This window comes from Fischerella sp. JS2, assembly GCF_032393985.1.
In the GTDB taxonomy this organism is placed as follows: Bacteria; Cyanobacteriota; Cyanobacteriia; order Cyanobacteriales; family Nostocaceae; genus Fischerella.
In genome coordinates this window covers 1,979,758-2,002,262 of sequence record NZ_CP135918.1, presented here as the reverse complement: position 1 = coordinate 2,002,262, position 22,505 = coordinate 1,979,758, and the positions used below count along the sequence as shown (strand labels likewise).

Below are 22,505 nucleotides of genomic sequence, written 5' to 3'. Positions count from 1 at the left end.
GAACAGTAATGTCAGTGAACACTAATCAGTAGAAAAACTGGTAAGGTGGGAACTGAAAACTGAAAACTGAACAAACACCAATGTAAGTGGTCAAGCAAATAAGGGCTTGCGGAGGATACCTAGGCACGCAGAGGCGAAGAAGGACGTGGTTACCAACGAAAAGCTCCGGGGAGTTGGAAGCAAGCATAGAGCCGGAGATGTCCGAATGGGGGAACCCTAAAAACTGCCTATTGAATATATAGATAGGTAAGAGCGAACCGGGCGAACTGAAACATCTAAGTAGCCCGAGGAAAAGAAATCAAACGAGATTCTCCAAGTAGTGGTGAGCGAACGGGGAAGAGCCTAAACCAACGAGTATAACTTGTTGGGGTAGTGGGACAGCGTGATGCGAATCGTAGAGTTAGACGAAGCATTGAAAAGATGCACCAGAGAAAGTGAAAGTCTTGTAGTCGAAAACTTGAAGATAGTAGCTGTATCCCGAGTAGCATGGGGCACGTGAAATCCCATGTGAATCAGCCGGGACCACCCGGTAAGGCTAAATACTCCTGTGTGACCGATAGCGAAACAGTACCGCGAGGGAAAGGTGAAAAGAACCCCGATAAGGGGAGTGAAAAAGAACATGAAACCGCAAGCCTACAAGCAGTGGGAGGACGATTGAACGTCTGACCGCGTGCCTGTTGAAGAATGAGCCGGCGAGTTATAAGCACTGGTAGGTTAAGTGAAAAACACCAAGCCAAAGCGAAAGCGAGTCTGAAAAGGGCGGATATATCAGTGTTTATAGACCCGAACCCTGGTGATCTAACCATGACCAGGATGAAGCTTGGGTAACACCAAGTGGAGGTCCGCACCGACCGATGTTGAAAAATCGGCGGATGAGTTGTGGTTAGGGGTGAAATGCCAATCGAACCAGGAGCTAGCTGGTTCTCCCCGAAATGTGTTGAGGCGCAGCGGTTGTGAACAACTCGGGGGGTAAAGCACTATTTCGGTGCGGGCTGCGAGAGCGGTACCAAATCGAGATAAACTCAGAATACCCGAAGAAGACACAGCCAGTGAGACGGTGGGGGATAAGCTTCATCGTCAAGAGGGAAACAGCCCAGACCACCAGCTAAGGTCCCGAAATCATCGCTAAGTGGCAAAGGAGGTGGGAGTGCATAGACAACCAGGAGGTTTGCCTAGAAGCAGCCACCCTTGAAAGAGTGCGTAATAGCTCACTGGTCAAGCGCTCCTGCGCCGAAAATGAATGGGACTAAGCGATGTACCGAAGCTGTGGGATTACATTGTAATCGGTAGGGGAGCGTTCTATACAGGAAGAAGCACTAGCGGCAAGCAGGTGTGGACAGTATAGAAGTGAGAATGTCGGCTTGAGTAGCGCAAACATTGGTGAGAATCCAATGCCCCGAAACCCCAAGGGTTCCAGAGCCAGGTTCGTCCACTCTGGGTTAGTCGGGACCTAAGGCGAGGCCGAACGGCGTAGTCGATGGACACAGGGTCAACAATCCCTGACTAAAGTATGGGAGCATTGCTAGGGACGCATGAGTGGAGGCTACACCCTAACTGGATTGGGAGGAGTTTACGAACTCCGAGTAGTCGAAATGAGTGTCAAGAAAAGCTAGTAATGTGTTGAGCATACTTTACCCGTACCCGAAACCGACACAGGTGGGGAGGTTGAGAATACCAAGGGGCGCGAGATAACTCTCTCTAAGGAACTCGGCAAAATGGCCCCGTAACTTCGGAAGAAGGGGTACCCGAGAAGTCGGGTCGCAGTGAAGAGATCCAGGCGACTGTTTACCAAAAACACAGGTCTCCGCAAACTCGTAAGAGCATGTATGGGGGCTGACGCCTGCCCAGTGCCGGAAGGTTAAGGAAGTTGGTCAGGGGGCAACCCTAAAGCTGACGACCGAAGCCCCGGTGAACGGCGGCCGTAACTATAACGGTCCTAAGGTAGCGAAATTCCTTGTCGGGTAAGTTCCGACCCGCACGAAAGGCGTAACGATCTGGATGGTGTCTCGGAGAGAGACTCGGCGAAATAGGATTGTCTGTGAAGATACGGACTACCTGCACCTGGACAGAAAGACCCTATGAAGCTTTACTGTAACCTGGAATGGTGTCCGGGCTGAGCTTGCGCAGGATAGGTGGGAGGCGTAGAGGCATTCCTTGTGGGGGATGTGGAGCCAACGGTGAGATACCACTCTAGTTCAGCTAGGATTCTAACCCGCGACCGTGAGCCGGTCGGGAGACAGTTTCAGGCGGGCAGTTTGACTGGGGCGGTCGCCTCCTAAAAGATAACGGAGGCGCGCAAAGGTTCCCTCAGCACGCTTGGAAACCGTGCGACGAGTGTAAAGGCATAAAGGGAGCTTGACTGCAACACCAACAAGTGGAGCAGGTAGGAAACTAGGCCTTAGTGATCCGACGGCGCAGCGTGGAATGGCCGTCGCTCAACGGATAAAAGTTACTCTAGGGATAACAGGCTGATCTCCCCCAAGAGTCCACATCGACGGGGAGGTTTGGCACCTCGATGTCGGCTCATCGCAACCTGGGGCGGAAGTACGTCCCAAGGGTTGGGCTGTTCGCCCATTAAAGCGGTACGTGAGCTGGGTTCAGAACGTCGTGAGACAGTTCGGTCCATATCCGGTGCAGGCGTAAGAGTATTGAGAGGAGCCTTCCTTAGTACGAGAGGACCGGGAAGGACGCACCGCTGGTGTACCAGTTATTGTGCCAACAGTAGACGCTGGGTAGCCATGTGCGGAGCGGATAACCGCTGAAAGCATCTAAGTGGGAAGCCCACCTCAAGATGAGTACTCTCATGGAGCAATCCAGTAAGGTCACAGGTAGAACACCTGTTTATAGGCTCTAAGTGGAAGTGCAGTAATGTATGAAGCTGAGGAGTACTAACAGACCGAGGGCTTGACCTCACCTTTAACATTGTTTCGCTTCAACATTCTATGCAGTCTTCAGGGTTTTGTTGATTGCTAATTGCTCATTGGTAATAGCTCCAACTAAATATTACCAATTACCAATTACCCATTAGCCTTTCCTGGTGTCTATGGCGCGGTGGAACCACTCTGAACCCTTCCCGAACTCAGTTGTGAAACGCTGCTGCGGCGACGATAGTTGGAGGGTTGCCTCCTGTCAAAATAGCTCGATGCCAGGACTTTTTTTCATACAAAAGCCTCCCCACACCACAAAGGGAGGCTTTTGTTATTTATTTGTTTTTTGTAGCTTAGATGAATTATGTGTATTAATGTGTATTACAGCGTAATCCTATGTGTGGGTGACATTTTAATTTTAGAGCTTCAGGTGATCGCGATCGCCTTTTACCAAAAGTTGTTGCTATGGTTGACATAGTTGCAAGAGTTGGTCGATGATACTTGTTGGGCAGATGTATAACCATACCAAAGCTAGTGGACAAGGATCAGGATTAGATGCAGTAGTTGAGGAAATGGGGCAAAGATTCGCACGAAAATCTCGCAAATCCAAGTCTCAAGCAGCAGCGTTGTAGAAAATAGCTCGATAATTGTCCTTTCCGAGGTGTAATGTTGAAGCTCAGAACTTGGATGTTGAAGTAAATTGCTTGATGTTTCGAGTTCTGATCTCGATTTTTGGAGTAAAAAGCTCGATGTTTCGAGTTTTGAAGCTGATGTTTCAAGTAAAACACTCGACGTTTCGAGTTCTGAAGACAATCACGGTGAATTTTTCACACCTCGAAACGTTCAAAAAATGACAGTGCGGATACTTAGGCCAAAAGTTACTGATAAAATTATTGACCTTTTCCCTCTCTATGAAACGTGCAGCCTGCTTTCTCTAAAATCTTGATCAACTCTTTAGGTTTTAGAAAGGGAATGTTTTTAGGCATAGACTTTCCTTAATTCATAAATTTCCGAATTTTGTTCTTCTATAGTTAAAAATTCATGTAATTCTTTTATAGAAATAGGTGCTTTATAAATATTGATCTCAGTTTCATACACATCTTCAAAAGAATCAATTGCTTCTTTTAACTTGCTAACTGCACCTTCTTGAGTATTCCCCTGCCCTACAATTCCATTTTCTAGACACAAAGCAACCCAATAGCCAGCACTTTGTCTTAATTGGTTTTGACATATTAATTCTTCATATTAAGTAATACCAATTCAAAAAATGTTTGCGACAGATAAGGCATTGAGGATGAAGTCATAACCAGTCAAAGAAGCAGCAATTTGAGGAGTGAGGAGAGCTAGGAGTTGAGCAACCTTGGTTTGCAGATGCTCCAGGTGATCAAATAGCTCCCATTTCAAGTCTTGCTTGAGATATTCCCAAACGCGCTCTATGGGATTCAGTTCAGGAGAATGAGCAGGCTGGAACAAAAGAACAATATTCTCTGGAATTTGTAAACGTTTAGCTTTATGAAATAAGCCGTTATCAACTTGGAGAATGTTAAGTGATTTGGGATAACAGGCAGCGAACTCGTTCAAAAATTGTTGGTAGCATTCGGTATCAACATGAGAAAACTGCCAAAATAAACTTTCCCCAGTAAGTGGTTCAACTGCTCCATATAGCCAGAACGCTTTAAATTGCCACTGCCAATCACCAATAGGCTTAACTCCGGGAAGAGTAATTTTACGTCCTTCAATGGTTTTGAGTCCAAATCGACTCTCATCTTGTACAAAATAACGAATATTTTCGTACTGGGGCAAGATAATGGCACTGTATTGAGCAATTAATTGCAAGTCATCACCGAGTTTTTTTTAAAAGACTCTAGTTTTTCTTCGTCCTGTTTTCGGTTACGCGGACGTGGGACTTTCAGCTTGGCTTTGAGCCTGTAACGTGCCAGATGATGTACAGTTGCGTACTCAGCTTGCACACCCAAGGTTTTTTCTAACCAATGTTGTATTTGTGTGTACCGTTGAAACCCACCTTCTGGTTGTTCGAGTTGTTTTTTCAAACTCGATACAGCCCAATCTGGTATTGCTCTTTTTCGACCTGAACTCGTTCCAAATTCAACAACCGCCTCAATTCCTCCTTCTCGATAATCTGCCAACCATCGATGTACTGTAGCTCGATGTTTTCCCAAGATTTTAGCAATCTCACTTACACTCATTTCTTGCCCTTTAATCAGATATAGGGCTTGTATACGTTCTTTGCTCCGAGACTGTTTTTGATGTCTGAGCAACTTCTCTAGTTCCTCGACACTATCAACTATCTCGATCTGTGTTACCCCTACCATCACATACCCTGAATGCTACTTCTGTCTATTTTTACCATCTGTCGCATTCTTTTTTCAAATTGGTATAAGTATCAATTACTCCGTTAAAGTGGAAATTCTATAAAGTTATCTTCTTTGTGTCTTAGTGTTTCAAAAATACACACTTTCATTCCCACTCACAAAATAGGGTGAGCATCGCCCACCCTAACTTTAATTATGGAGTACGCAAATTATGGAGTACGCAACGTACCAGCCGGAATACCCAAAATATCCTCAATTTTAGGCATATCTTCCAACGCAATCACCCTACCTTCATCCTCGAAACCAGCAATTTGATCAAAATTCAAATATCGGTACAATTCCCCAGCAAAAGGATGAATCTTAGTTGCCACAATGTCCATGTATTCCTGCACTGTGGGAACTCGTCCTAATAACGCACAAACTGCTGCTAATTCAGCTGAACCAAGATACACTCGCGCATCCTTACCCATACGGTTGTTGAAGTTGCGCGTAGAGGTGGAAAACACCGTTGCACCATCAGCAACCCGCGCTTGGTTCCCCATGCACAAGCTGCAACCAGGTAACTCCATCCGCGCACCCGCCGCACCAAAAACACCATACACACCTTCTTCTTTTAATTGGTGTTCATCCATACGAGTTGGTGGACAGATCCACAAACGGGTTTTGACTGCGCCTGCACCTTCCAAAACTTTAGCTGTAGCGCGATAATGACCAATATTCGTCATACAAGAACCAACGAACACTTCATCAACGCGATCGCCTGCAACTTCCGATAATAATTTCACATTATCAGGATCATTCGGTGCTGCCACAATTGGTTCTTTGATTTCGTTCAAATCAATTTCGATTATTTCCGCATACTCAGCATCAGGATCTGCTTCCATTAACACAGGGTTTGCTAACCATTCTTCCATTTTGGCAACGCGACGCAGGATAGTTTTAGCATCGCCATAACCACGCGCTACCATGTTTTTCAACAAAGCAACATTAGAACGCAGATATTCGGAAACTGTCTCAATACTCAGTTTAATCGTGCAACCAGCACAAGAACGTTCGGCTGTAGCATCGGTAAGTTCAAAAGCCTGCTCAACTTTCAAATCAGGCAAGCCTTCTATTTCCATTATCCGCCCAGCAAAGACATTTTTCTTGTTCTGTTTCTCTACTGTGAGCAAACCTTTTTGAATAGCTACGTAAGGAATAGCGTTAACAATATCCCGTAGAGTCACACCTGGTTGCAATTCCCCTTGGAAACGTACCAAAACAGATTCTGGCATATCTAGAGGCATCACACCCAACGCCCCTGCAAAGGCTACTAACCCGGAACCAGCAGGGAAGGAAATACCCAAGGGGAAGCGAGTGTGAGAGTCACCGCCAGTTCCCACGGTATCTGGTAACAGCATCCGGTTTAACCACGAGTGGATAATTCCGTCACCAGGACGCAAGGCGACGCCACCACGAGAGGCAAAAAAGTCTGGTAGTTCGTGTTGAGTTTTGATATCAACTGGTTTGGGATAGGCGGCGGTATGGCAAAAACTCTGCATTACTAAGTCTGCACTGAAACCTAGACAAGCGAGTTCTTTCAATTCATCCCGCGTCATTGGCCCGGTGGTATCTTGGGAACCAACAGTAGTCATCATCGGTTCGCAATAAGTACCAGGACGGACACCGGGTAAACCACAAGCTTTACCCACCATTTTTTGGGCAAGGGTGTAACCTTTACCAGTGTCGGCAGGTTGTTGCGGACGGGTGAAAATCGGACTGGGTTCTAAACTTAACGCAAGTCTAGTTTTATCGGTGAGAGTGCGTCCAATTAATAAAGGAATGCGTCCGCCAGCACGCACTTCATCCAAAATAGTATCAGGTTTAAGGGTAAAGGTGGAAATTACTTCCCCTGCTTCGTTAGTGATTTCACCTTTGTAAGGATGAATGGTAATCACCATACCAGTCTCCATCTTGGTGACATCGCACTGGATGGGGAAAGCACCAGCATCTTCAGCAGTATTGAAGAAGATAGGGGCGATCGTACCACCTAAAATATATCCACCTGATCGCTTATTGGGAACATAAGGAATATCATCGCCAATGTGCCACAATACCGAGTTAATGGCTGATTTACGAGAGGAACCAGTACCTACTACATCTCCCACGTAGGCAACCGGGTATCCTTTTTTCTTCAATTCGGCGATGGTATCCAACGCTCCAGGCATGCGCGATTCTAGCATTGCTAAGGCGTGTAAAGGAATATCAGGGCGGGTTGTGGCTTGGGTAGCGGGGGATAAGTCGTCAGTGTTGGTTTCACCGGGAACTTTGAAGATAGTAACAGTAATGGCTTCGGGTACTTCAGGACGACTAGTAAACCATTCTGCTTCTTTCCAAGAATCAATTACCTGTTTGGCAAAGGGGTTGACTTTGGATAATTCCAAAATATCGTGGAAAGCATCGTACACTAGCAGTGTTTTGCTCAAAGCGGCGGCGGCGTAAGCTGCAATCGGTTCTTTGCCTTCTCCCCCCATAACTAGCGGTGTTTCGGAAGAATTAGAGAAGGATACAGTGGCAGTTTGTAGTAGTTCGATTAAAGATTGAACATTATAACCACCTACCATTGTTCCTAGCAATTGTACTGCTGCGATTGGTGAAATTAGGGGACTGGTGATTTCCTTTTTGGCAATAGCAGTGAGAAATCCGGCTTTGACGTAAGCTGCTGGATCGACTCCGGGAGGTACGCGATCGCGCAATAAATTTAATAATGTTTCCTCTTCTCCCACAGGTGGCTTTTTCAGTAATTCACACAATTCAGATGTTTGCTTTGCATCTAAGGGTAGCGGGGGAATTCCTAAAGCAGCGCGTTCAGCAACATGTTGGCGGTATGATTCCAGCATTTTACTCTCCAAAGGTTCAGGCAAAAAATTCGCTTGTATTTGTGATCACTTCCTTACTCTTATAGATGGGAAGGTGGGGAGAATCATCACCTCATCCCCTACTAATTCCTCAAAGTTGAGGTGACAAACTCAAGTTTCTGTCTGTCAGGATTTATAATTATCCCCTACAGTTACTATTGCATATATAACTCTGACAAGAGAATATTTATTTAGTTTGCACTCGTAAGTTTGGGTATTCGCTATTTTTAAGATAAAATATTAGATTTGTTTGCTGCATTAGTCTTGGAATTTGTATATGTCCAATATTTATACGGTTGAAATTCACCATCAAGGCAAAACTCATACCTTACAAGTTTCCGAAGATCAAACAATTTTATCAGTTGCAGATGCGGCTGGTTTAGAATTACCTAGTTCTTGTCATGCAGGGGTTTGTACAACTTGTGCTGGTCAAATTATTTCCGGTACAGTAGATCAAACTGATGGCATGGGTGTCAGTCCAGAACTCCAAAAACAAGGTTACGTCTTACTTTGTGTAGCCTATCCTCGTTCTGATTTAAAAATTGCCACAGAAAAAGAAGATACGGTTTATCAATTACAATTTGGGAAATAATATAGATAGGTGTTTGTTGTTCGTTGTTTGTTGATTGGGAAAATCATCAACAATCAACCACCAACTACCAACAATCAACCATTAACCACCAACTACCAACAAATACTATGACAACTCATTTCATCACCACAGAAATTAATCTTCAAGAAACTCCTACAGAATTACAAAAAACAATTGAAGCAGAACTGAAAAAGCAAGGTGAACCGCTTCGTTGGGCAATCACTTCTGTGAATGTTCCACAACAAAAAGCAACCGTCGAAGCTGTCGTCACCAAGCAAGAAAATCAGTAAACAACGAATCAGGGATTATGAATTAAAAAATTTATAATTCATAATTAAATAATTTTTCATGCGCCCATATACTTCTATTCTAATTGTACCAACTGGCATTGGGGCTGCAATTGGTGGTTATGCAGGTGATGCATTACCAGTTGCGAAAACTCTTGCCCAGGTTTGCGATCGCCTGATCACCCACCCCAATGTCATGAATGGTGCGATTCTATATTGGAATCTCCCCAATGCTTTCTATGTCGAAGGTTATGGGCTTGACAAATTTGCCTCTGGATGCTGGGGATTACGCCCCATCCATCAAAATCGTATTGGTTTACTTTTAGACCAAGGAATAGAACCAGAATTGCGCCTGCGACACCTGCAAGCAGCCGATGCAGCTAGGACAACTCTAGGATTGTCTTTAACTGATTATGTAATAACTGATGCGCCTTTAGACGTACAATTACGTACCTCTGCCTCTGGTGTCAGTTGGGGAACTATAGGTAATCCAGATAGTTTACTGCGGACGGCGGAAATATTAATTAACAAAGCAGGAGCAGAAGCGATCGCAGTTGTGGCTCGTTTCCCCGATAATATTGATGAACAAGCAGACCAAAACTACCGTCATGGTAAAGGCGTAGATCCCATCGCCGGGGCTGAAGCTGTGATTAGCCATTTAGTAGTGCGACAGTTTCACATTCCTTGCGCCCATTCTCCAGCCTTTTTACCTCCATCCCTAGATCCAGATTTATCTCCCCGTTCAGCTGCCGAAGAATTAGGTTATACTTTTCTACCAAGCGTTCTTGTTGGTTTAAGCCGCGCACCCCAATTTATTGTAAGGGAGACTGAGCAAAAGGCTGAACCAACAGATATTTGGGCTAATCAAGTAGACGCCATAATTGTGCCAGCAAGCGCATGTGGCAGTAGCGCCTTACTGAGTCTCAGCCAAAGTAAATCTTTGATAGTTACAGTTCAGGAAAATCATACTCTTATCCAAGTTCTTCCCCAACCTTTGGGGATAAAATCAGTACAGGTAAACTCATATTTAGAAGCAGTGGGTGTATTAGTTGCCCATAAAGCTGGCATTAACCCATATGCCCTTAATCCTGAAATCTTGCCATTACGTTGTTTAAATAATTAGTTTAGTAGTTAGTGGTTAGTGGTTGTTCGTTGTTTTTTGGTGATTGTAGTCCCCACACTCCCCACACTCTCCTGTCTTCCTTGTCCTCCTTGTCCTCCTTGTCCTCCCAATCCCAGTCCCCAACTCCGTGACTCAACCAGAAAAACAAGAGCCAGAAATACCCTATCTAACACGCACCCAAGTACTGGTGGCGATGGCAGTAACTGCTGTAGTTTTATGGATGATTGCCAAATTATGGTTGTATTTTGGCAATTTTACCCTGATGCCTTTAACTTGGAATTCCAGGGATTTGCTTTTAGGTGTGGGTTTAGGCTTAAGTATTACTGGTTTGAGTGGTTTAGCTTATCAACTTTGTCCCCCCTACCGGAAAAGCGCCAATTATTACTTAGAAATAGTTCTCAAACCCCTTGCTTTACCTGATTTAATTTGGTTGGGGTTATTACCAGGATTGAGTGAAGAATTATTATTTCGTGGTGTAATGTTGCCAGCTTTTGGATTAGATGATGCTGCTGTAATCGTATCCAGTCTTTGCTTTGGTGTTTTGCATCTGAGTGGTTCGCAACAATGGCCATATGTGATTTGGGCAAGTATTGTTGGACTAATATTAGGATATAGCGCTCTCCTCAGTGGTAATTTGTTAGTGCCAATTATTGCTCATGTATTTACCAATATCGTTTCTAGTTATTTGTGGAAAGTAGGAAGGTATTAAGAAGGGTGAAGGGTGTAGACGAGGCAGTGCGGTGGACTCTTCTCCCGGCATAAAGCACGTGGCGTCATCTACCGTACGCTCATAGGCTTCAAGGTAGAGTAGGATGAAGGATGAATGGGGAAAGAAAATGACTATACAGAACACAAAGAAATTTGTTTATTGTTTATTCCTGGAGGGGAGACCAAACAGTCTAAAAAGCTTGGTGTGTAAGGTGGGTAGCGTTTTGTGAGCAAAAAAGTAAGTCTAATTTTGTTAATAATATCTTCTTAATGAGAATAGGAGCTATTGCATACCAAAAGCACTTAAAAAGTCAATTGAGTTTAACAGAATATCTGTTGCTAAAAACATTGAAAAATCTGTTACAGTCAATTCCCTGAAGTAACTTTAGAAAAGTTGGCAAATACGCTACCTTTGGCAATTAAATTTGAAAGCAGAAGAAAAAGAATACAAAGATTCTTATCATTGCCAAAGCTGATAGCAGCCCCCAGTGTTAAAAAGAAGCCTTGTAGTCTACTCCATAAAGTTACTCCATAAAGTAGAGTTAAAGATAGTACCAAAAGCAACCCGGACTCTATCTTAGGGTTATACCCTACTTGCTGAGAAATTTTCTAGCCTGATTGTTAGGTTTATTCTCAGCTAAGGAAAAAATTTATATGACAACCAACGTTCCTAATGAAATCAGCAAAAATAATAATCGATCGCTATGGATGGGTATTATCCTAATTGTTTTGGGAATAATTGCGATCGCACTACCTGTTGTCACAACTATTTTCGCTGAAACCTGGTTTGCAGTAATCCTAGCTTCTGCCGGGTTTGCCAAACTATTCTATGCATATAATACTCGCGATCAAGGCGGCTTTGTTTGGAAACTATTACTAAGCGGCCTTTACATCGCTACTGGTATCATGCTACTTATTTATCCTCGCACAGGTATTCTGACACTCACTCTGTTACTAGGTAGCTTCTTATTAACCGAAGCTGTATTTGAGTTGATCCTAGCATTCAAGTTACGTCCACAACAAAACTGGACTTGGGTACTCACTGATGGTATTATTACCCTCATTTTAGGTGGAATGATTTGGTTCCAGTGGCCTTTCAATGCACCTTGGCTGCTGGGAACACTGCTTGGTGCTAGTGTTCTATTCACTGGTGTTTCTCGTGTGATGCTGTCATTGAATGGACGTTCTGCTTTAAATCCTTCAGACCAAACTGCATAATTGTTAGTAGTTAGTGGTTAGTAGGTAGTGGGTACAGACGCGATGTTCCTCGCGTCTGTACATTAGTGGTTAGTGGTTAGGAATCAGTAAACAGTGTAGACGCGCTCATAGGCTTCCCGTAGGGTACAGTGAGTAATAGAATTTGATAACTGATAACTGAACTACACCCTACTCTTACCTTAAGCCACTTGCGTGTCTACACACTCCCCACACTCCTCATACTCCCCCACTCTTCCCTGGAGGTATGAAATGACAATTACTTTAAATCACACCATAGTACCTGCACGTGACAAAGAAGCAGCAGCACGGTTTTTTGCACAAATATTTGGTCTAAAAGTTGAGCCTTCTGTAGGTCACTTTGCTGCTGTACGTGTCAATGATACTCTCACCCTTGACTTTGACGATAGAGAGGAATTTGAGTCGCACCACTATGCATTCCATGTGAGTGATGAGGAATTTGATGCAATCTTCGCACGCATCAAAAAAGCAGGATTGGAATATAGTAGCGATCCCATGCACCGAAATAAAAACCAAATCAATCATAGAAATGGAGGACGTGGTTTCTATTTCTATGATCCCGACGGTCATAATTTGGAATTGTTAACCCGTCCGTAAATATTAAGTAGAGTAATTTTTGATATCAGCTGTAATGTTCTAAGACTCATTCACGAAGTTTTGACACTCGCTGATAAAGTTCTACTAATCGTTGACGAAGTTCTGAGACTCATTCACCAGGTTTTGATACTTGTTGATGAAGTTCTGAGACTCGTTGATGAAGTTCTAAGACTCGCTAACAAGTTCCTAACACTCGTTTATACAGTTCTGAGACTCACGTTTGAAATTCTAGCACTCGTTCACAAGGTTTTGATACTTGTTGACGAGTTTTTAATGCTTATAAGTGAGATGTAAAAACTCATTAAGGATGTTTTTATACTCATCAAATTTTTTCGACCGTATTTTTGCGAGGTTGCGAGTGTAGCCTGTAAGACTACCAAATGCAACGCACCCAAGCTAAAACCGCTATTGCTAGTTTGTGGTCTGTTAACGATGGTAGTACACAAAGCTTGATGAACGCTTTCTATAGCCTATTGCAAAAACCAAACATCACCAAAGCTGAAGTCCTTAGAGAAGCACAAATATGATTGCTTACTGGTAGTTACCAGACTTTGGGTAAACAGGGAACAACAAAACAACCATCTAATATTGACTTCAGCCACCCCTACTACTGGGCACCATTTATTTTGATGGGTAATGGGTTGTAAATTGTTGTGCCGCAAGTGCGATCGCTTGTGGTAATATCCTGTGTTCCTGCACCTGAATTCTGGCGTGGAGGGTTTCGGGTGTGTCCTCCGGTAGGACGGGAACCGCCGCCTGCATTAAAATCGGGCCACTGTCCATTTCCAAACAAACTAAATGCACTGTACAGCCGACGATTTTGACACCAGTAGCTAGGGCCTGTTCCACGGCACGGGAACCTTTAAAACTAGGTAATAAGCTGGGATGAATATTAATAATCTTATTTGTAAAAGCATCAATTAATACTTCTGTTACTAGTCGCATCCAACCAGCCATAATTACCCAATCCACATCATACTGCCGTAGAGTTTGGACAATTTGCTGATCAAATTCTTCACGGCTATTGTAGTCACGGTGGTTGAGAAGTACGGCAGGTACATCCCAATAACTAGCCCGGACTGCGGCATAAGCATCTGGGTTGTTGTAAATTAATACTTGAATTTGGGCGTTAAGTTTCCCGTCTTTGATAGCTTGGGCAATTGCTTCAAAGTTACTGCCATTTCCCGAAGCCATAATTCCCAATTTTAAAGGAGTGCTTTGAGCAAATGCATCTTGAATTTGAGGAGAAACCAGGCTAGCGGTAGAATCAGGGCGGAGTGTCATAACGACAGGTTAATTTATAGATGCCAAAAATATATAGTAAATCTAGTCAGTCGTGGTTGGATAACGATACCGTTGCTGCTTGGATTTTTCTCACTCCAGCACTAATTTTATTGAGTCTTTTTATCCTTTGGCCCATTGCCTACTTGTTTTATCTCAGTTTTACTAGTGGTATGTTCACTTCTGGTGGCATACATTGGATAGGCTTAAAAAATTACTGGCGCTTGCTATCTAACTCAGATTTTTGGCAAGTTATTTTTAATACTATTTATTTTACTCTTGCTACTGTTATTCCTAGTTTGGTTATCCCTTTGGGACTAGCGGTACTGTTAAACCAGGCTTTGCCTTTACGCGGACTGCTGAGAAGTGTATATTTTTTACCTTCAATTATCTCTTTAGTTGCTGCTGGATTGGGATTTCGCTGGTTATTTCAAAACGATGGTGCTATAAATTCGTTGTTAGATGTCATAGGTATTAAAGACATTTCCTGGTTGAGTAGTACTGTTTGGGCAATGCCAGTATTAATTATCTTAAGTATTTGGAAACAACTCGGCTTTAACATGGTAGTATTTTTAGCAGGGTTACAAACAATTCCCCCGAGTCTATACGAAGCTGCGGAACTCGATGGTGTTAATGCTTGGCAAAAGTTTTGGTACATTACCCTACCTGGATTGCAATCAACTTTAATATTTGTAATTGTTACCACCATGATTTTCACATTGCGGAGTTTTGAGCAAGTGTATGTAATTACTGGTGGTGGGCCTTTGAATTCTACTAATTTAATGGTTTACTACATTTACCAAGAGGCTTTTGCTCAATTTGATTTTGGTTATGCAGCAGCAGCAGCAACAGTACTATTTGCGGTAACACTGATACTAGTATATTTGCAGTTACAAACTTGGAAAGAAGAAAGTTAAGCAATGTTTCGCCAACAGTATCATCGGATTCCTGGATTTGGAATGACAGGGGCGATCGCAAATGATCCAGCGAAAGAACCTAATTTTGCCTGACCATTAATTGTGTATCCTCCTTCCTAGTAAGGTGCATTTTGCTCTATCACAACTACTTTTTGAGGACAATTTTTTCAGGTGCATTAACAGATTTAAAAACACCTAATTCTACCTGCGCTGCTTGGGCTGCAATAGTTGGGACAACAGTAATGATAGCAGTTAATAAATACAGTAATTTGCTATTCATTAATAGTTTATCTATCTAATTGAAGAAGGCAGGAGGCTCAGTTGGCAGAAGGTTCAATGTTCCTGGGGGATTCTGACCCCCAGTAATTGTAGACCACCAAATCTGCGATTTGGTGGGGGTCTTAAACCCAATTTGGTCAAGGCAAAAGGCATATCTTCAAACTTTTCTTCCCAACTGAGCCTCCTGCCCTGGTGCCTTCTGCCTTGCCCGAAGGGCAGATAAATTCGTTTCAGGCTATATTCATTAAGCTTTATTTTTCCGAATACAAGGTATAAACCTGATTGCTCAAAATACCAGGTTTATTGTTTTCCAATAAATTGCTACTCTGACTTCCGGTTAAGTTAACCAAAGGCAAATTGGTATAATATTACAAAGTTAACTATAGGAATTATCATCAACAAAATTAGCCAAGGATTCTTGCCTAATTTTTTCAAAATGTTAACAAAAGCAATAATTAAAAAGACAGCAGCAACAATATTTACAAAAGGGATGAAGAGTCCAATAATCCACCAAGGTGATTGGTCGCCAGCTTTATACATAATCCAGTTATTTAGAATAGGAACCCAGGCAAACCAAGCATTTGGTTCTCCTAACTTTTGATAGATTTTGTAGAAGCAATAAGAAGCAAAAAGATAAGCAGCAATCCCAATAATAAAGCCAACAAATCCTCCAGCACCACCAGAGCGATTAGCCTGGGCAATAAAGTAGATAAAACTCAAATTATAGATTTGGAAAAGCATTGTTATTCTCTAAATAAAATTAAAAATGAACAATTGCAGGTGTTTAGTTGTTTTAACTTGAAATACAGAGATAAAGGTAATATTTTCAACAAAAATTAGCTTTTATGTAAATAAAATGATACAATGCCATTGCTTAGTTATAAATACTTAAGACATAGCATTGTCTGATAGCCAAGGAATAGACAATTTACAACTAACAAATAACAAAAGACAAATGACGACCCCAACTAGTTAGCTTTATTTGTGGCGACTTACTTACAGAATTAAGTACCAAAAGATTAATGACTCATCACATTATTAAAGCAACTTCAAATACTGTGCATCTAGGTGGGTTTTCCCATGAAATAGAATCAGTATTGATGATTGAATCTGGTGATACAGTAGATGTAGAAACTTACACTGGTTATTATATTTACGACAAAGCACCACCAGAATTTCTCACGCCAGAATTTGTTGATATTTGCCAGAACCTACCGCCAGAACGCAAAATAGCAGGTGGGCCGCATTTGCTTACAGGGCCTATTTATGTGCGCGAAGCAGAACCAGGAGATATTTTAGAGGTCAAATTGGAAGCTATTAAACCAAGTTTACCTGTTGGTTTTAATGCTATTCGGACAGGATGGGGTGCTTTACCACACCAGTTTACTCAACCAGCTTTGAGATTTATTCCCTTAGATTTAGAAAATAACGTTGCGGAATTTCCTGTCAATAGTGGCATAAAAATTCCCCTCAGACCTTTTTTTGGTATTCTTGGCGTTGCTACACCCGAAACGCAACGTTCTTCGATTCCTCCTGGTTGTTATGGTGGTAATATCGATAACCGCGAACTACAAGCAGGTTCCAGAGTATTCTTGCCTATTTTTGTTCCTGGTGCTTTATTTTCGATTGGTGATGGACATGCAGCACAGGGAGATGGTGAAGTTAATGTGACTGCGATCGAAACATCTATGAATGGTAGGATTCAACTAACAATTCGCAAGGATTTGCAACTAACTGCACCGATCGCTGAAACTAGCACCGATATTATCACAATGGGATTTGGTGAGACGTTAGATGCAGCCTTAGAACAAGCTTTAAACAACATGATTGATTTTTTGGTAAAGTTGACAAAAATATCACCAGAAGATGCCTATGTATTATGTAGTTTAGCAGTGAATTTTCGCATTACTCAAGTTGTTAATATTCCCCATAAAGGTGTGCATGGAATGTTACCAAAATCTGTTTTCTCAGGAGAGATAAATTTATCACTAATATGAATTTAAACTACAACTAAAAGTATTTAGGTAAAATCGACCACTGATGCACACAGATAAACACAGATAATCTGTTATTGTGCAAATAATATTTATCCAGGTCGTTTTTACTATAAATTTATTGCTGTAGATCAAGTGCAGTTAATTAACTTACAGTAGATTTTATGTCTAACATACTCATTCAATTGTTGATAATTGGTCTTGTGGCTGGTGTAGCTGGCGGTATGTTTGGTATTGGTGGTGGTGCAATTATGGTTCCAGCTATGGTTTTACTCATGAGCATGGATCAAAAGTTTGCTACTGGTACTTCTATCGCTGCTCAAATATTGCCTATCGGTATTTTAGCTGCAATAGTTTACTACCGTAACGGTAATCTTAATATCAAATATGCATTCATTATTGCAGTTGGTTTAATCGTTGGCAATTTGTTTGGGGCTTTATTTGCCAATCAGCCATTTGTTAGTAGTGAATTGATGAAAAAGCTGTATGGCGTGTTTTTATTACTAATTGGTTTACGATATTTGCTATTTAGATAATTAGATACAACTTAAAATTGATTCACAAGTCAAGAATTAAGAAATAATGTATGAATTAATTCTGAAACTTGTAGTAGCGTGGCACAACTAAAATAGTAAATTAAGGGTAGGTTGGGTTGAGGAACGAAACCCAACTTATCCAGACAATTTTGGGTCTTGTAAACTCGACTCAACCTACAAAATCTGACACACCATTGCTATACACTCTAAATATTGGTCAACTGATGAGTCCAAAAACTCTGCGTTGCTCTACGTTAAAAAATATGTTAATTCAATGTATTACTGATTACTAATACCAATTCAAATAATGTTTGCAGCAGATAACCCCACCCGCCTAACGGTACCCTCCCCTTAGAAAGGGGAGGGTTGGGATGGGGTCTTATATTAATTATATGTTGTATTCTTTTTTTTAAGTGGGATAACTATTTATTAAAGTAATTAAAATAACTTGTGATTATTTAAAATTTAGGTATATTAATCGCAAAAACAAAAGCTACAATCTAGCAAATATGTAATTAAAAATTGCATCTACTACTTATTTACTACCACAAAGAGAAATATTTTTAACAGGTGCGGATCAGCAATAAATATGGATCGTCGTCAGTTTATCAAGTATGCCTCTCTTACAGGAGCTAGTTTTACCTTTGTTGCTTGTTCTAGAGACAAATTTAATAATCCCCAGGGCGAAGTATCCCTTGGAACATCACCTGTAGCAGCGAATGAGCCTTTGAAGGTAGGATTTGTGTATGTAGGGCCTGTGGGTGATTTTGGATGGACTTATGCCCATGACCTTGGTCGTAGAGAAATGGAAGCAAATCTGCAAGGTAAAGTTAGATCTACTTTTGTAGAAAATGTCAACGAAGGTGCTGACGCTGAAAGGGTAATTCGTCAACTGGCATTAGATGGCAATAAGTTGATTTTTACAACTTCTTTTGGTTACATGAATCCAACAATTAAAGTTGCCAAAGATTTTCCTAAAGTTTATTTTGAACACTGTACTGGGTATAAACGCGCTGCCAATGTTGGCACTTACTTAGGACGTTTTGAAGAACCACGCTACTTGACTGGCATGATTGCTGGTAAAATGACCAAGTCCAATATCATCGGTTTTATCGGAGCATACCCAATTCCAGAGGTAATTCGTGGTATAAATGCTTTTACCCAAGGACTACGGGCAGTAAACCCCAAGGCAAAAGTAAGAGTAGTGTGGGTACAAAGTTGGTACGACCCAGCCAAAGAAAGAGAAGCAGCACAAGCTTTAATCAATTTAGGTGCAGATGTGCTGACACAGCATACTGACTCTGCTGCTGTTGTGCAATTAGCAGAGGAAAAAGGAATTTTTGCGTTTGGTTATAACACTGATATGAGTCGGTTTGGTGCAAAGGCACATTTAACATCAGCCATTAATAAGTGGGGGAAATTTTACACAGATCAAGCTTTGTCTGTAATCAATGGTACATGGAAATCGGAAGATGTTTGGTTGGGAATTGGTCAAGGAATGGTGGATATCTCACCTATAAATCCTATAGTTCCTCAAGATGTACAGCAATTGGTAATGGCGAAGCGGGAGGAATTTATTAAAGGTACTGCCAATCCTTTTGCGGGTCCCGTAAAAGACCAAAAAGGTGTAGTACGGGTGCAGAAAGGTAAAGTTTTGCAGGACAAGGAACAATTAGCAATGAATTGGTACGTAGAGGGAATTGAGGGGTCAATTCCACAAGCGGAATCCTAATGTATGCCTTTGTAGATATTTGTGCTGGGGTTCTAGGGGAAAACTTATGCAAATCTGTCAAAATCCTAATTGCTCAAATCCTTTTAATCCTGATGGGAATAGATTTTGCACTAGTTGTGGTTCAAATAATTTTGGTGCTTTATTTAAAGGTCGCTACCGAATTAGCAGGTTATTGGGTGAGGGTGGTTTTGGCAGAACCTACGAAGCACAAGATATTGATAGATTAGATTCGCCCTGCGTGATTAAGCAATTTGTCCCCCAAGTACAGGGAACAGCAGCATTGAATAAAGCTGCATCTATGTTTAAAGAAGAAGCTAGGCGATTATATGAATTAGGAGAAAATCATGCTCAGATTCCGCGTTTAGTTGCTTATTTTGGGCAAGGTACAAATTTATATTTAGTACAAGAATTTATTGCTGGGGACACTTTATCAACAGAACTTTTAACACAAGAATTTAATGAAGCAAAAATTCGAGAACTATTAGCTGATTTGTTGCCTATTTTGCAATTTATTCATGATCGCAATGTTATCCACCGTGATATTAAACCAGAAAATATCATTCGGCGTCAAAGCGATCGCAAACTTGTGTTGATCGATTTTGGTGGTGCAAAACAGGTGACACAAACTACTTTTGCTCGCCAGGGAACAGGAATTTATACAATTGGTTATGCACCTTTAGAACAAATGCAAGGATATGCTTATCCTGCTAGTGATATCTATGCTTTAGGAGCGACTTGTGTAAGATTGTTGACAGGTTGTTTACCATTACAAGATAGTTTTGGTAATCTTGCCGATGCTTTGTATGATGTCAGAAATGCTTGCTGGTTGTGGCGAGAATATTTACAAGACAAAGGTGTCAGTGTTAGCAAAGATTTAGAGCAAATTCTCGAGAAGATGCTCAAACACTTCCTACCAGAAAGATATCAATCTGCACAAGAAGTTTTAGAGGATTTGCAGGGTAAGAAGGTTGCTGCTGTCCCGCCTACTATACCAGTTAACTGGGAAGCTTACAATTTTTGGGGACTAGATAAAGCTCAAAGACTAGATTACCAAGGTGCGATCGCTGATCTTAATCAAGCTTTGCAGATGAATCCTAACTATGTAGAAGCATGGAGAAATCGGGGTGATGTCTATTTGCAAATGGGAGATTACCAGGCAGCATTAGCAGATTACAATCAAGCTTTAAGAATCGATCCGAATTTTGCTGGTGCGATCGCTGGGCGTAATAAAATTAACGCCATGCAAAAACAGCAAACCCCTAGTTATCGTCCAGTTAGCCTTAGCAATATGACTTTTGCCTATGCTTTGAGTGGACACAACAATATTATCCGTTCTGTAGCATTTAGTCGGGATGGACAAACCCTGGTCAGTGGTAGTAACGATAAAACGATCAGAATCTGGAATCTGCAAAAGCGGCAATTACAAGGGGTGCTGTCAGAAAAGGGAGAGTGGGTAATTGTAGCTATTTCCCCCGATGGACAGACTCTCGCTAGTGGTAGCAGCGACAAAACAATCAAAATTTGGCATCTACAAACTGGTAAATTAATATCGGTACTGAGGGGACATTTTGACTTAATTAATACACTGGGTTTTAGTCGGGATGGACAAACTCTTGTCAGTGGTTCTCGGGATCGAACTATCAAAATTTGGCATGTAGGAACTGGCAAATTACAGCGCACTCTGCCCGAAAATCCAGGCTTAATTTATAGTATAGCTATTAGTTCTGATGGTAATTTACTCGTCAGTGGTAGTAGTGATAAATTAATTAAAATTTGGCAATTAGAAACAGGAGAATTGCTGCAAACAATTGCGGGATTTCCAGGGTTTGTGCGTGCTGTTGCTATTAGTTTAGCTTTACAAGTTGTTGTTGGTGCTGGCTTTGGTAAATCTATTTATATCTGGGACTTATATACTGGTCAACTTCAACTAGTTTTGGATGGACATAATGGTTCGATTCAAACATTAGCTATGAGTCCAGATGGACAGAATTTAATTAGCGGTAGTGATGATCGAACTATCAAAATTTGGAACTTAAAAACTAAGACACTGCTGCATACTCTCACTGGACATACTGGTAGTATCTTATCTGTAGATATTAGTCACAATGGACAACTCCTCGCTTCTAGCAGCGAAGATAAAACTATCAGAATTTGGCAAGCGATTTAACAGTTATCAGTTATCAGTTTTCAGTAAAATCCTTGGGTTTAAATCTCCCACCATATGCCTTAATCACTGATAACTGTACCCTACGGGAAGCCTATGAGCCGTCTACACTGTTCACTGTTTACTGATTTAAGGTGCTAACCAAGAAAAAGGAGCAAAGGGTAGATTTCTTAGTATCCAGTATGCCAAAATAACTTTTAAGATCATCCAAATCCAATTAGATTTAATGAAAATTTGGGGAATCTTTTGACCGAGAATTACAGGCGCACTATAAGCAATATAAGAATAGATTAAGTATGGTAATGATATTACCATCAGTGGGTTTAAATCAAAAGCTTTGAGTAGATTTCCATGCAAAAGATAATGTAAGCCTCGGAGTGTGCCACATCCAGGACAATATAAGCCAGTTAGCAACCTAAATGGACTAGGAGGGTAGATCTGAGAATTGCTAGGATTAAAAAAATATAAAACTATTGCAGCTAAAATAATAGTACTTGTTAGTGCTGCGACTTTGAAACTTTTTTTAGTAAGAAACGAATATTTGCGGGGATAAAGTGCATTCATTTTCATAGAATCAAAAACAATGATTAATATAGAGTTTGTTTCTAGGTTCAGTGTTCGTAAGCTTATCGTGAACCCAATGATGCAATGACAAATAATAGGATATAAAGTACAACAACAGCCAGTCCTGAACCAAAGGATGCCCAACACCATATTTTGGCATTTTTAGATGCTTGCATAGCACCTTCATAATCTCCGGCGGCTAATTTAGAATTTACTTGTGCTGCATAAACGATCGCCACAATTCCAAATGGCAGACAGCAAAAGAGGGTTGTTAAGATCGCTTGTGGCAAATAAGTCGGTACATTCCGAGATTGCATTAAAAAATCCTTAAATTTGAATAACTATTGGCAATCGCTGTATAAAAATTACGCACCTTTAAGATATCAGAGCGTCCTGAA

The 22,505-nt window shown here is 41.5% G+C and carries 21 protein-coding genes, 2 rRNA genes and 2 pseudogenes; 16 read left to right on the top strand and 9 right to left on the bottom strand.

What is annotated here, in order from left to right; genetic code table 11:
* Positions 1 to 88: 88 nt before the first annotated feature.
* From RS893_RS08360 to RS893_RS30240, 3 genes are all read left to right on the top strand, one after another.
* Positions 89 to 2,912, top strand: a 23S ribosomal RNA gene (locus tag RS893_RS08360).
* Between the two features lie 121 nt (positions 2,913 to 3,033).
* Positions 3,034 to 3,151, top strand: a 5S ribosomal RNA gene (rrf, locus tag RS893_RS08355).
* 416 nt (positions 3,152 to 3,567) lie between these two features.
* The gene (locus tag RS893_RS30240) at positions 3,568 to 3,813 is read left to right on the top strand and encodes an N-6 DNA methylase (protein ID WP_396336435.1); all 246 of its coding nucleotides are present in this window, start codon (positions 3,568 to 3,570) and stop codon (positions 3,811 to 3,813) included.
* Positions 3,814 to 3,845: 32 nt separating this feature from the next.
* Here the strand turns inward: RS893_RS30240 and RS893_RS08350 are convergent, their stop codons facing one another.
* From RS893_RS08350 to acnB, 4 genes are all read right to left on the bottom strand, one after another.
* Positions 3,846 to 4,055, bottom strand: a complete 210-nt coding sequence (locus RS893_RS08350; protein ID WP_315790734.1) for a type II toxin-antitoxin system HicB family antitoxin — start codon at positions 4,053 to 4,055, stop codon at positions 3,846 to 3,848.
* A 72-nt stretch (positions 4,056 to 4,127) separates the two neighbouring features.
* The gene (locus RS893_RS08345) at positions 4,128 to 4,703 is read right to left on the bottom strand and encodes an IS630 family transposase (protein WP_315785248.1); all 576 of its coding nucleotides are present in this window, start codon (positions 4,701 to 4,703) and stop codon (positions 4,128 to 4,130) included.
* On the bottom strand, positions 4,694 to 5,200 hold the full coding sequence (locus RS893_RS08340; RefSeq protein WP_315785251.1) for a helix-turn-helix domain-containing protein: 507 nt from the start codon (positions 5,198 to 5,200) through the stop codon (positions 4,694 to 4,696). Before RS893_RS08340 ends, RS893_RS08345 begins: the two co-directional genes overlap by 10 nt.
* A 209-nt stretch (positions 5,201 to 5,409) precedes the next feature.
* Complete coding sequence (gene acnB / locus RS893_RS08335) at positions 5,410 to 8,079, bottom strand: bifunctional aconitate hydratase 2/2-methylisocitrate dehydratase (protein WP_315790733.1); 2,670 nt, start codon at positions 8,077 to 8,079, stop codon at positions 5,410 to 5,412.
* A gap of 295 nt (positions 8,080 to 8,374) precedes the next feature.
* On the opposite strand from acnB, the gene RS893_RS08330 reads away from it, so the two are divergent.
* The 8 genes and pseudogenes from RS893_RS08330 (at position 8,375) to RS893_RS08295 (ending at position 13,167) form a co-directional block, all read left to right on the top strand.
* Positions 8,375 to 8,689, top strand: coding sequence for a 2Fe-2S iron-sulfur cluster-binding protein (locus tag RS893_RS08330; protein WP_315790732.1), 315 nt, complete (start codon positions 8,375 to 8,377; stop codon positions 8,687 to 8,689).
* Positions 8,690 to 8,796: 107 nt separating this feature from the next.
* Positions 8,797 to 8,979: a hypothetical protein gene (locus RS893_RS08325; protein WP_315791915.1), complete on the top strand. Its 183-nt coding sequence runs from the start codon at positions 8,797 to 8,799 to the stop codon at positions 8,977 to 8,979.
* A gap of 58 nt (positions 8,980 to 9,037) precedes the next feature.
* Positions 9,038 to 10,099: a DUF3326 domain-containing protein gene (locus RS893_RS08320; protein ID WP_315790731.1), complete on the top strand. Its 1,062-nt coding sequence runs from the start codon at positions 9,038 to 9,040 to the stop codon at positions 10,097 to 10,099.
* Between the two features lie 127 nt (positions 10,100 to 10,226).
* Entirely contained in the window at positions 10,227 to 10,808 is a 582-nt protein-coding gene (locus RS893_RS08315; RefSeq protein WP_315790729.1) for a CPBP family intramembrane glutamic endopeptidase, read from the top strand.
* 269 nt (positions 10,809 to 11,077) lie between these two features.
* A pseudogene (locus RS893_RS08310) lies at positions 11,078 to 11,282 on the top strand (IS4 family transposase); the annotation flags it as partial.
* Positions 11,283 to 11,461: 179 nt separating this feature from the next.
* Positions 11,462 to 12,025, top strand: coding sequence for an HdeD family acid-resistance protein (locus RS893_RS08305; protein WP_315790728.1), 564 nt, complete (start codon positions 11,462 to 11,464; stop codon positions 12,023 to 12,025).
* 249 nt (positions 12,026 to 12,274) lie between these two features.
* Entirely contained in the window at positions 12,275 to 12,640 is a 366-nt protein-coding gene (locus RS893_RS08300; RefSeq protein ID WP_315790727.1) for a VOC family protein, read from the top strand.
* A 380-nt stretch (positions 12,641 to 13,020) separates the two neighbouring features.
* Positions 13,021 to 13,167 carry a CHAT domain-containing protein gene (locus RS893_RS08295; RefSeq protein WP_315790726.1) on the top strand — a complete coding sequence of 49 codons (147 nt, stop codon included), beginning with the start codon at positions 13,021 to 13,023 and terminating at the stop codon, positions 13,165 to 13,167.
* A gap of 94 nt (positions 13,168 to 13,261) precedes the next feature.
* On the opposite strand, the gene purN is transcribed toward RS893_RS08295, so the two are convergent.
* The gene (gene purN / locus RS893_RS08290; RefSeq protein ID WP_315790725.1) at positions 13,262 to 13,924 is read right to left on the bottom strand and encodes a phosphoribosylglycinamide formyltransferase; all 663 of its coding nucleotides are present in this window, start codon (positions 13,922 to 13,924) and stop codon (positions 13,262 to 13,264) included.
* Between the two features lie 20 nt (positions 13,925 to 13,944).
* Here purN and RS893_RS08285 point away from each other — a divergent pair, with 20 nt between their 5' ends.
* The gene (locus RS893_RS08285; protein WP_315790724.1) at positions 13,945 to 14,838 is read left to right on the top strand and encodes a sugar ABC transporter permease; all 894 of its coding nucleotides are present in this window, start codon (positions 13,945 to 13,947) and stop codon (positions 14,836 to 14,838) included.
* 50 nt (positions 14,839 to 14,888) lie between these two features.
* On the opposite strand, the pseudogene RS893_RS30235 reads toward RS893_RS08285, so the two are convergent.
* Positions 14,889 to 15,118, bottom strand: a pseudogene (locus RS893_RS30235) (hypothetical protein); the annotation flags it as partial.
* A 341-nt stretch (positions 15,119 to 15,459) separates the two neighbouring features.
* On the bottom strand, positions 15,460 to 15,858 hold the full coding sequence (locus tag RS893_RS08275; RefSeq protein ID WP_315790721.1) for a DUF5684 domain-containing protein: 399 nt from the start codon (positions 15,856 to 15,858) through the stop codon (positions 15,460 to 15,462).
* Between the two features lie 281 nt (positions 15,859 to 16,139).
* Here RS893_RS08275 and RS893_RS08270 point away from each other — a divergent pair, with 281 nt between their 5' ends.
* The 4 genes from RS893_RS08270 (at position 16,140) to RS893_RS08255 (ending at position 21,546) form a co-directional block, all read left to right on the top strand.
* Positions 16,140 to 17,114, top strand: a complete 975-nt coding sequence (locus RS893_RS08270; RefSeq protein WP_315790720.1) for an acetamidase/formamidase family protein — start codon at positions 16,140 to 16,142, stop codon at positions 17,112 to 17,114.
* Positions 17,115 to 17,275: 161 nt separating this feature from the next.
* Positions 17,276 to 17,647, top strand: coding sequence for a TSUP family transporter (locus RS893_RS08265; RefSeq protein ID WP_315790719.1), 372 nt, complete (start codon positions 17,276 to 17,278; stop codon positions 17,645 to 17,647).
* 589 nt (positions 17,648 to 18,236) lie between these two features.
* Complete coding sequence (locus RS893_RS08260) at positions 18,237 to 19,379, top strand: BMP family ABC transporter substrate-binding protein (protein ID WP_315790718.1); 1,143 nt, start codon at positions 18,237 to 18,239, stop codon at positions 19,377 to 19,379.
* Positions 19,380 to 19,425: 46 nt separating this feature from the next.
* Complete coding sequence (locus tag RS893_RS08255) at positions 19,426 to 21,546, top strand: tetratricopeptide repeat protein (protein ID WP_315790717.1); 2,121 nt, start codon at positions 19,426 to 19,428, stop codon at positions 21,544 to 21,546.
* A gap of 126 nt (positions 21,547 to 21,672) precedes the next feature.
* On the opposite strand, the gene RS893_RS08250 is transcribed toward RS893_RS08255, so the two are convergent.
* Together RS893_RS08250 and RS893_RS08245 are read right to left on the bottom strand one after the other, a co-directional pair.
* A complete protein-coding gene (locus tag RS893_RS08250; RefSeq protein ID WP_315791914.1) occupies positions 21,673 to 22,107 on the bottom strand; it encodes a DUF2752 domain-containing protein in 435 nt (144 codons plus the stop codon).
* A 62-nt stretch (positions 22,108 to 22,169) separates the two neighbouring features.
* A complete protein-coding gene (locus RS893_RS08245) occupies positions 22,170 to 22,424 on the bottom strand; it encodes a CD225/dispanin family protein (protein WP_315790716.1) in 255 nt (84 codons plus the stop codon).
* Positions 22,425 to 22,505 lie beyond the last annotated feature (81 nt).

Coding starts and splice junctions, on each gene's coding strand:
- RS893_RS08340 (WP_315785251.1), bottom strand. CDS start 5,200: ATGGTAGGGGTAACACAGATCGAGATAGTTGATAGTGTCGAGGAACTA.
- acnB (WP_315790733.1), bottom strand. CDS start 8,079: ATGCTGGAATCATACCGCCAACATGTTGCTGAACGCGCTGCTTTAGGA.
- RS893_RS08330 (WP_315790732.1), top strand. CDS start 8,375: ATGTCCAATATTTATACGGTTGAAATTCACCATCAAGGCAAAACTCAT.
- RS893_RS08325 (WP_315791915.1), top strand. CDS start 8,797: ATGACAACTCATTTCATCACCACAGAAATTAATCTTCAAGAAACTCCT.
- RS893_RS08320 (WP_315790731.1), top strand. CDS start 9,038: ATGCGCCCATATACTTCTATTCTAATTGTACCAACTGGCATTGGGGCT.
- RS893_RS08305 (WP_315790728.1), top strand. CDS start 11,462: ATGACAACCAACGTTCCTAATGAAATCAGCAAAAATAATAATCGATCG.
- RS893_RS08300 (WP_315790727.1), top strand. CDS start 12,275: ATGACAATTACTTTAAATCACACCATAGTACCTGCACGTGACAAAGAA.
- RS893_RS08295 (WP_315790726.1), top strand. CDS start 13,021: ATGCAACGCACCCAAGCTAAAACCGCTATTGCTAGTTTGTGGTCTGTT.
- purN (WP_315790725.1), bottom strand. CDS start 13,924: ATGACACTCCGCCCTGATTCTACCGCTAGCCTGGTTTCTCCTCAAATT.
- RS893_RS08285 (WP_315790724.1), top strand. CDS start 13,945: ATGCCAAAAATATATAGTAAATCTAGTCAGTCGTGGTTGGATAACGAT.
- RS893_RS08275 (WP_315790721.1), bottom strand. CDS start 15,858: ATGCTTTTCCAAATCTATAATTTGAGTTTTATCTACTTTATTGCCCAG.
- RS893_RS08270 (WP_315790720.1), top strand. CDS start 16,140: ATGACTCATCACATTATTAAAGCAACTTCAAATACTGTGCATCTAGGT.
- RS893_RS08265 (WP_315790719.1), top strand. CDS start 17,276: ATGTCTAACATACTCATTCAATTGTTGATAATTGGTCTTGTGGCTGGT.
- RS893_RS08260 (WP_315790718.1), top strand. CDS start 18,237: ATGGATCGTCGTCAGTTTATCAAGTATGCCTCTCTTACAGGAGCTAGT.
- RS893_RS08255 (WP_315790717.1), top strand. CDS start 19,426: ATGCAAATCTGTCAAAATCCTAATTGCTCAAATCCTTTTAATCCTGAT.
- RS893_RS08250 (WP_315791914.1), bottom strand. CDS start 22,107: ATGAATGCACTTTATCCCCGCAAATATTCGTTTCTTACTAAAAAAAGT.
- RS893_RS08245 (WP_315790716.1), bottom strand. CDS start 22,424: ATGCAATCTCGGAATGTACCGACTTATTTGCCACAAGCGATCTTAACA.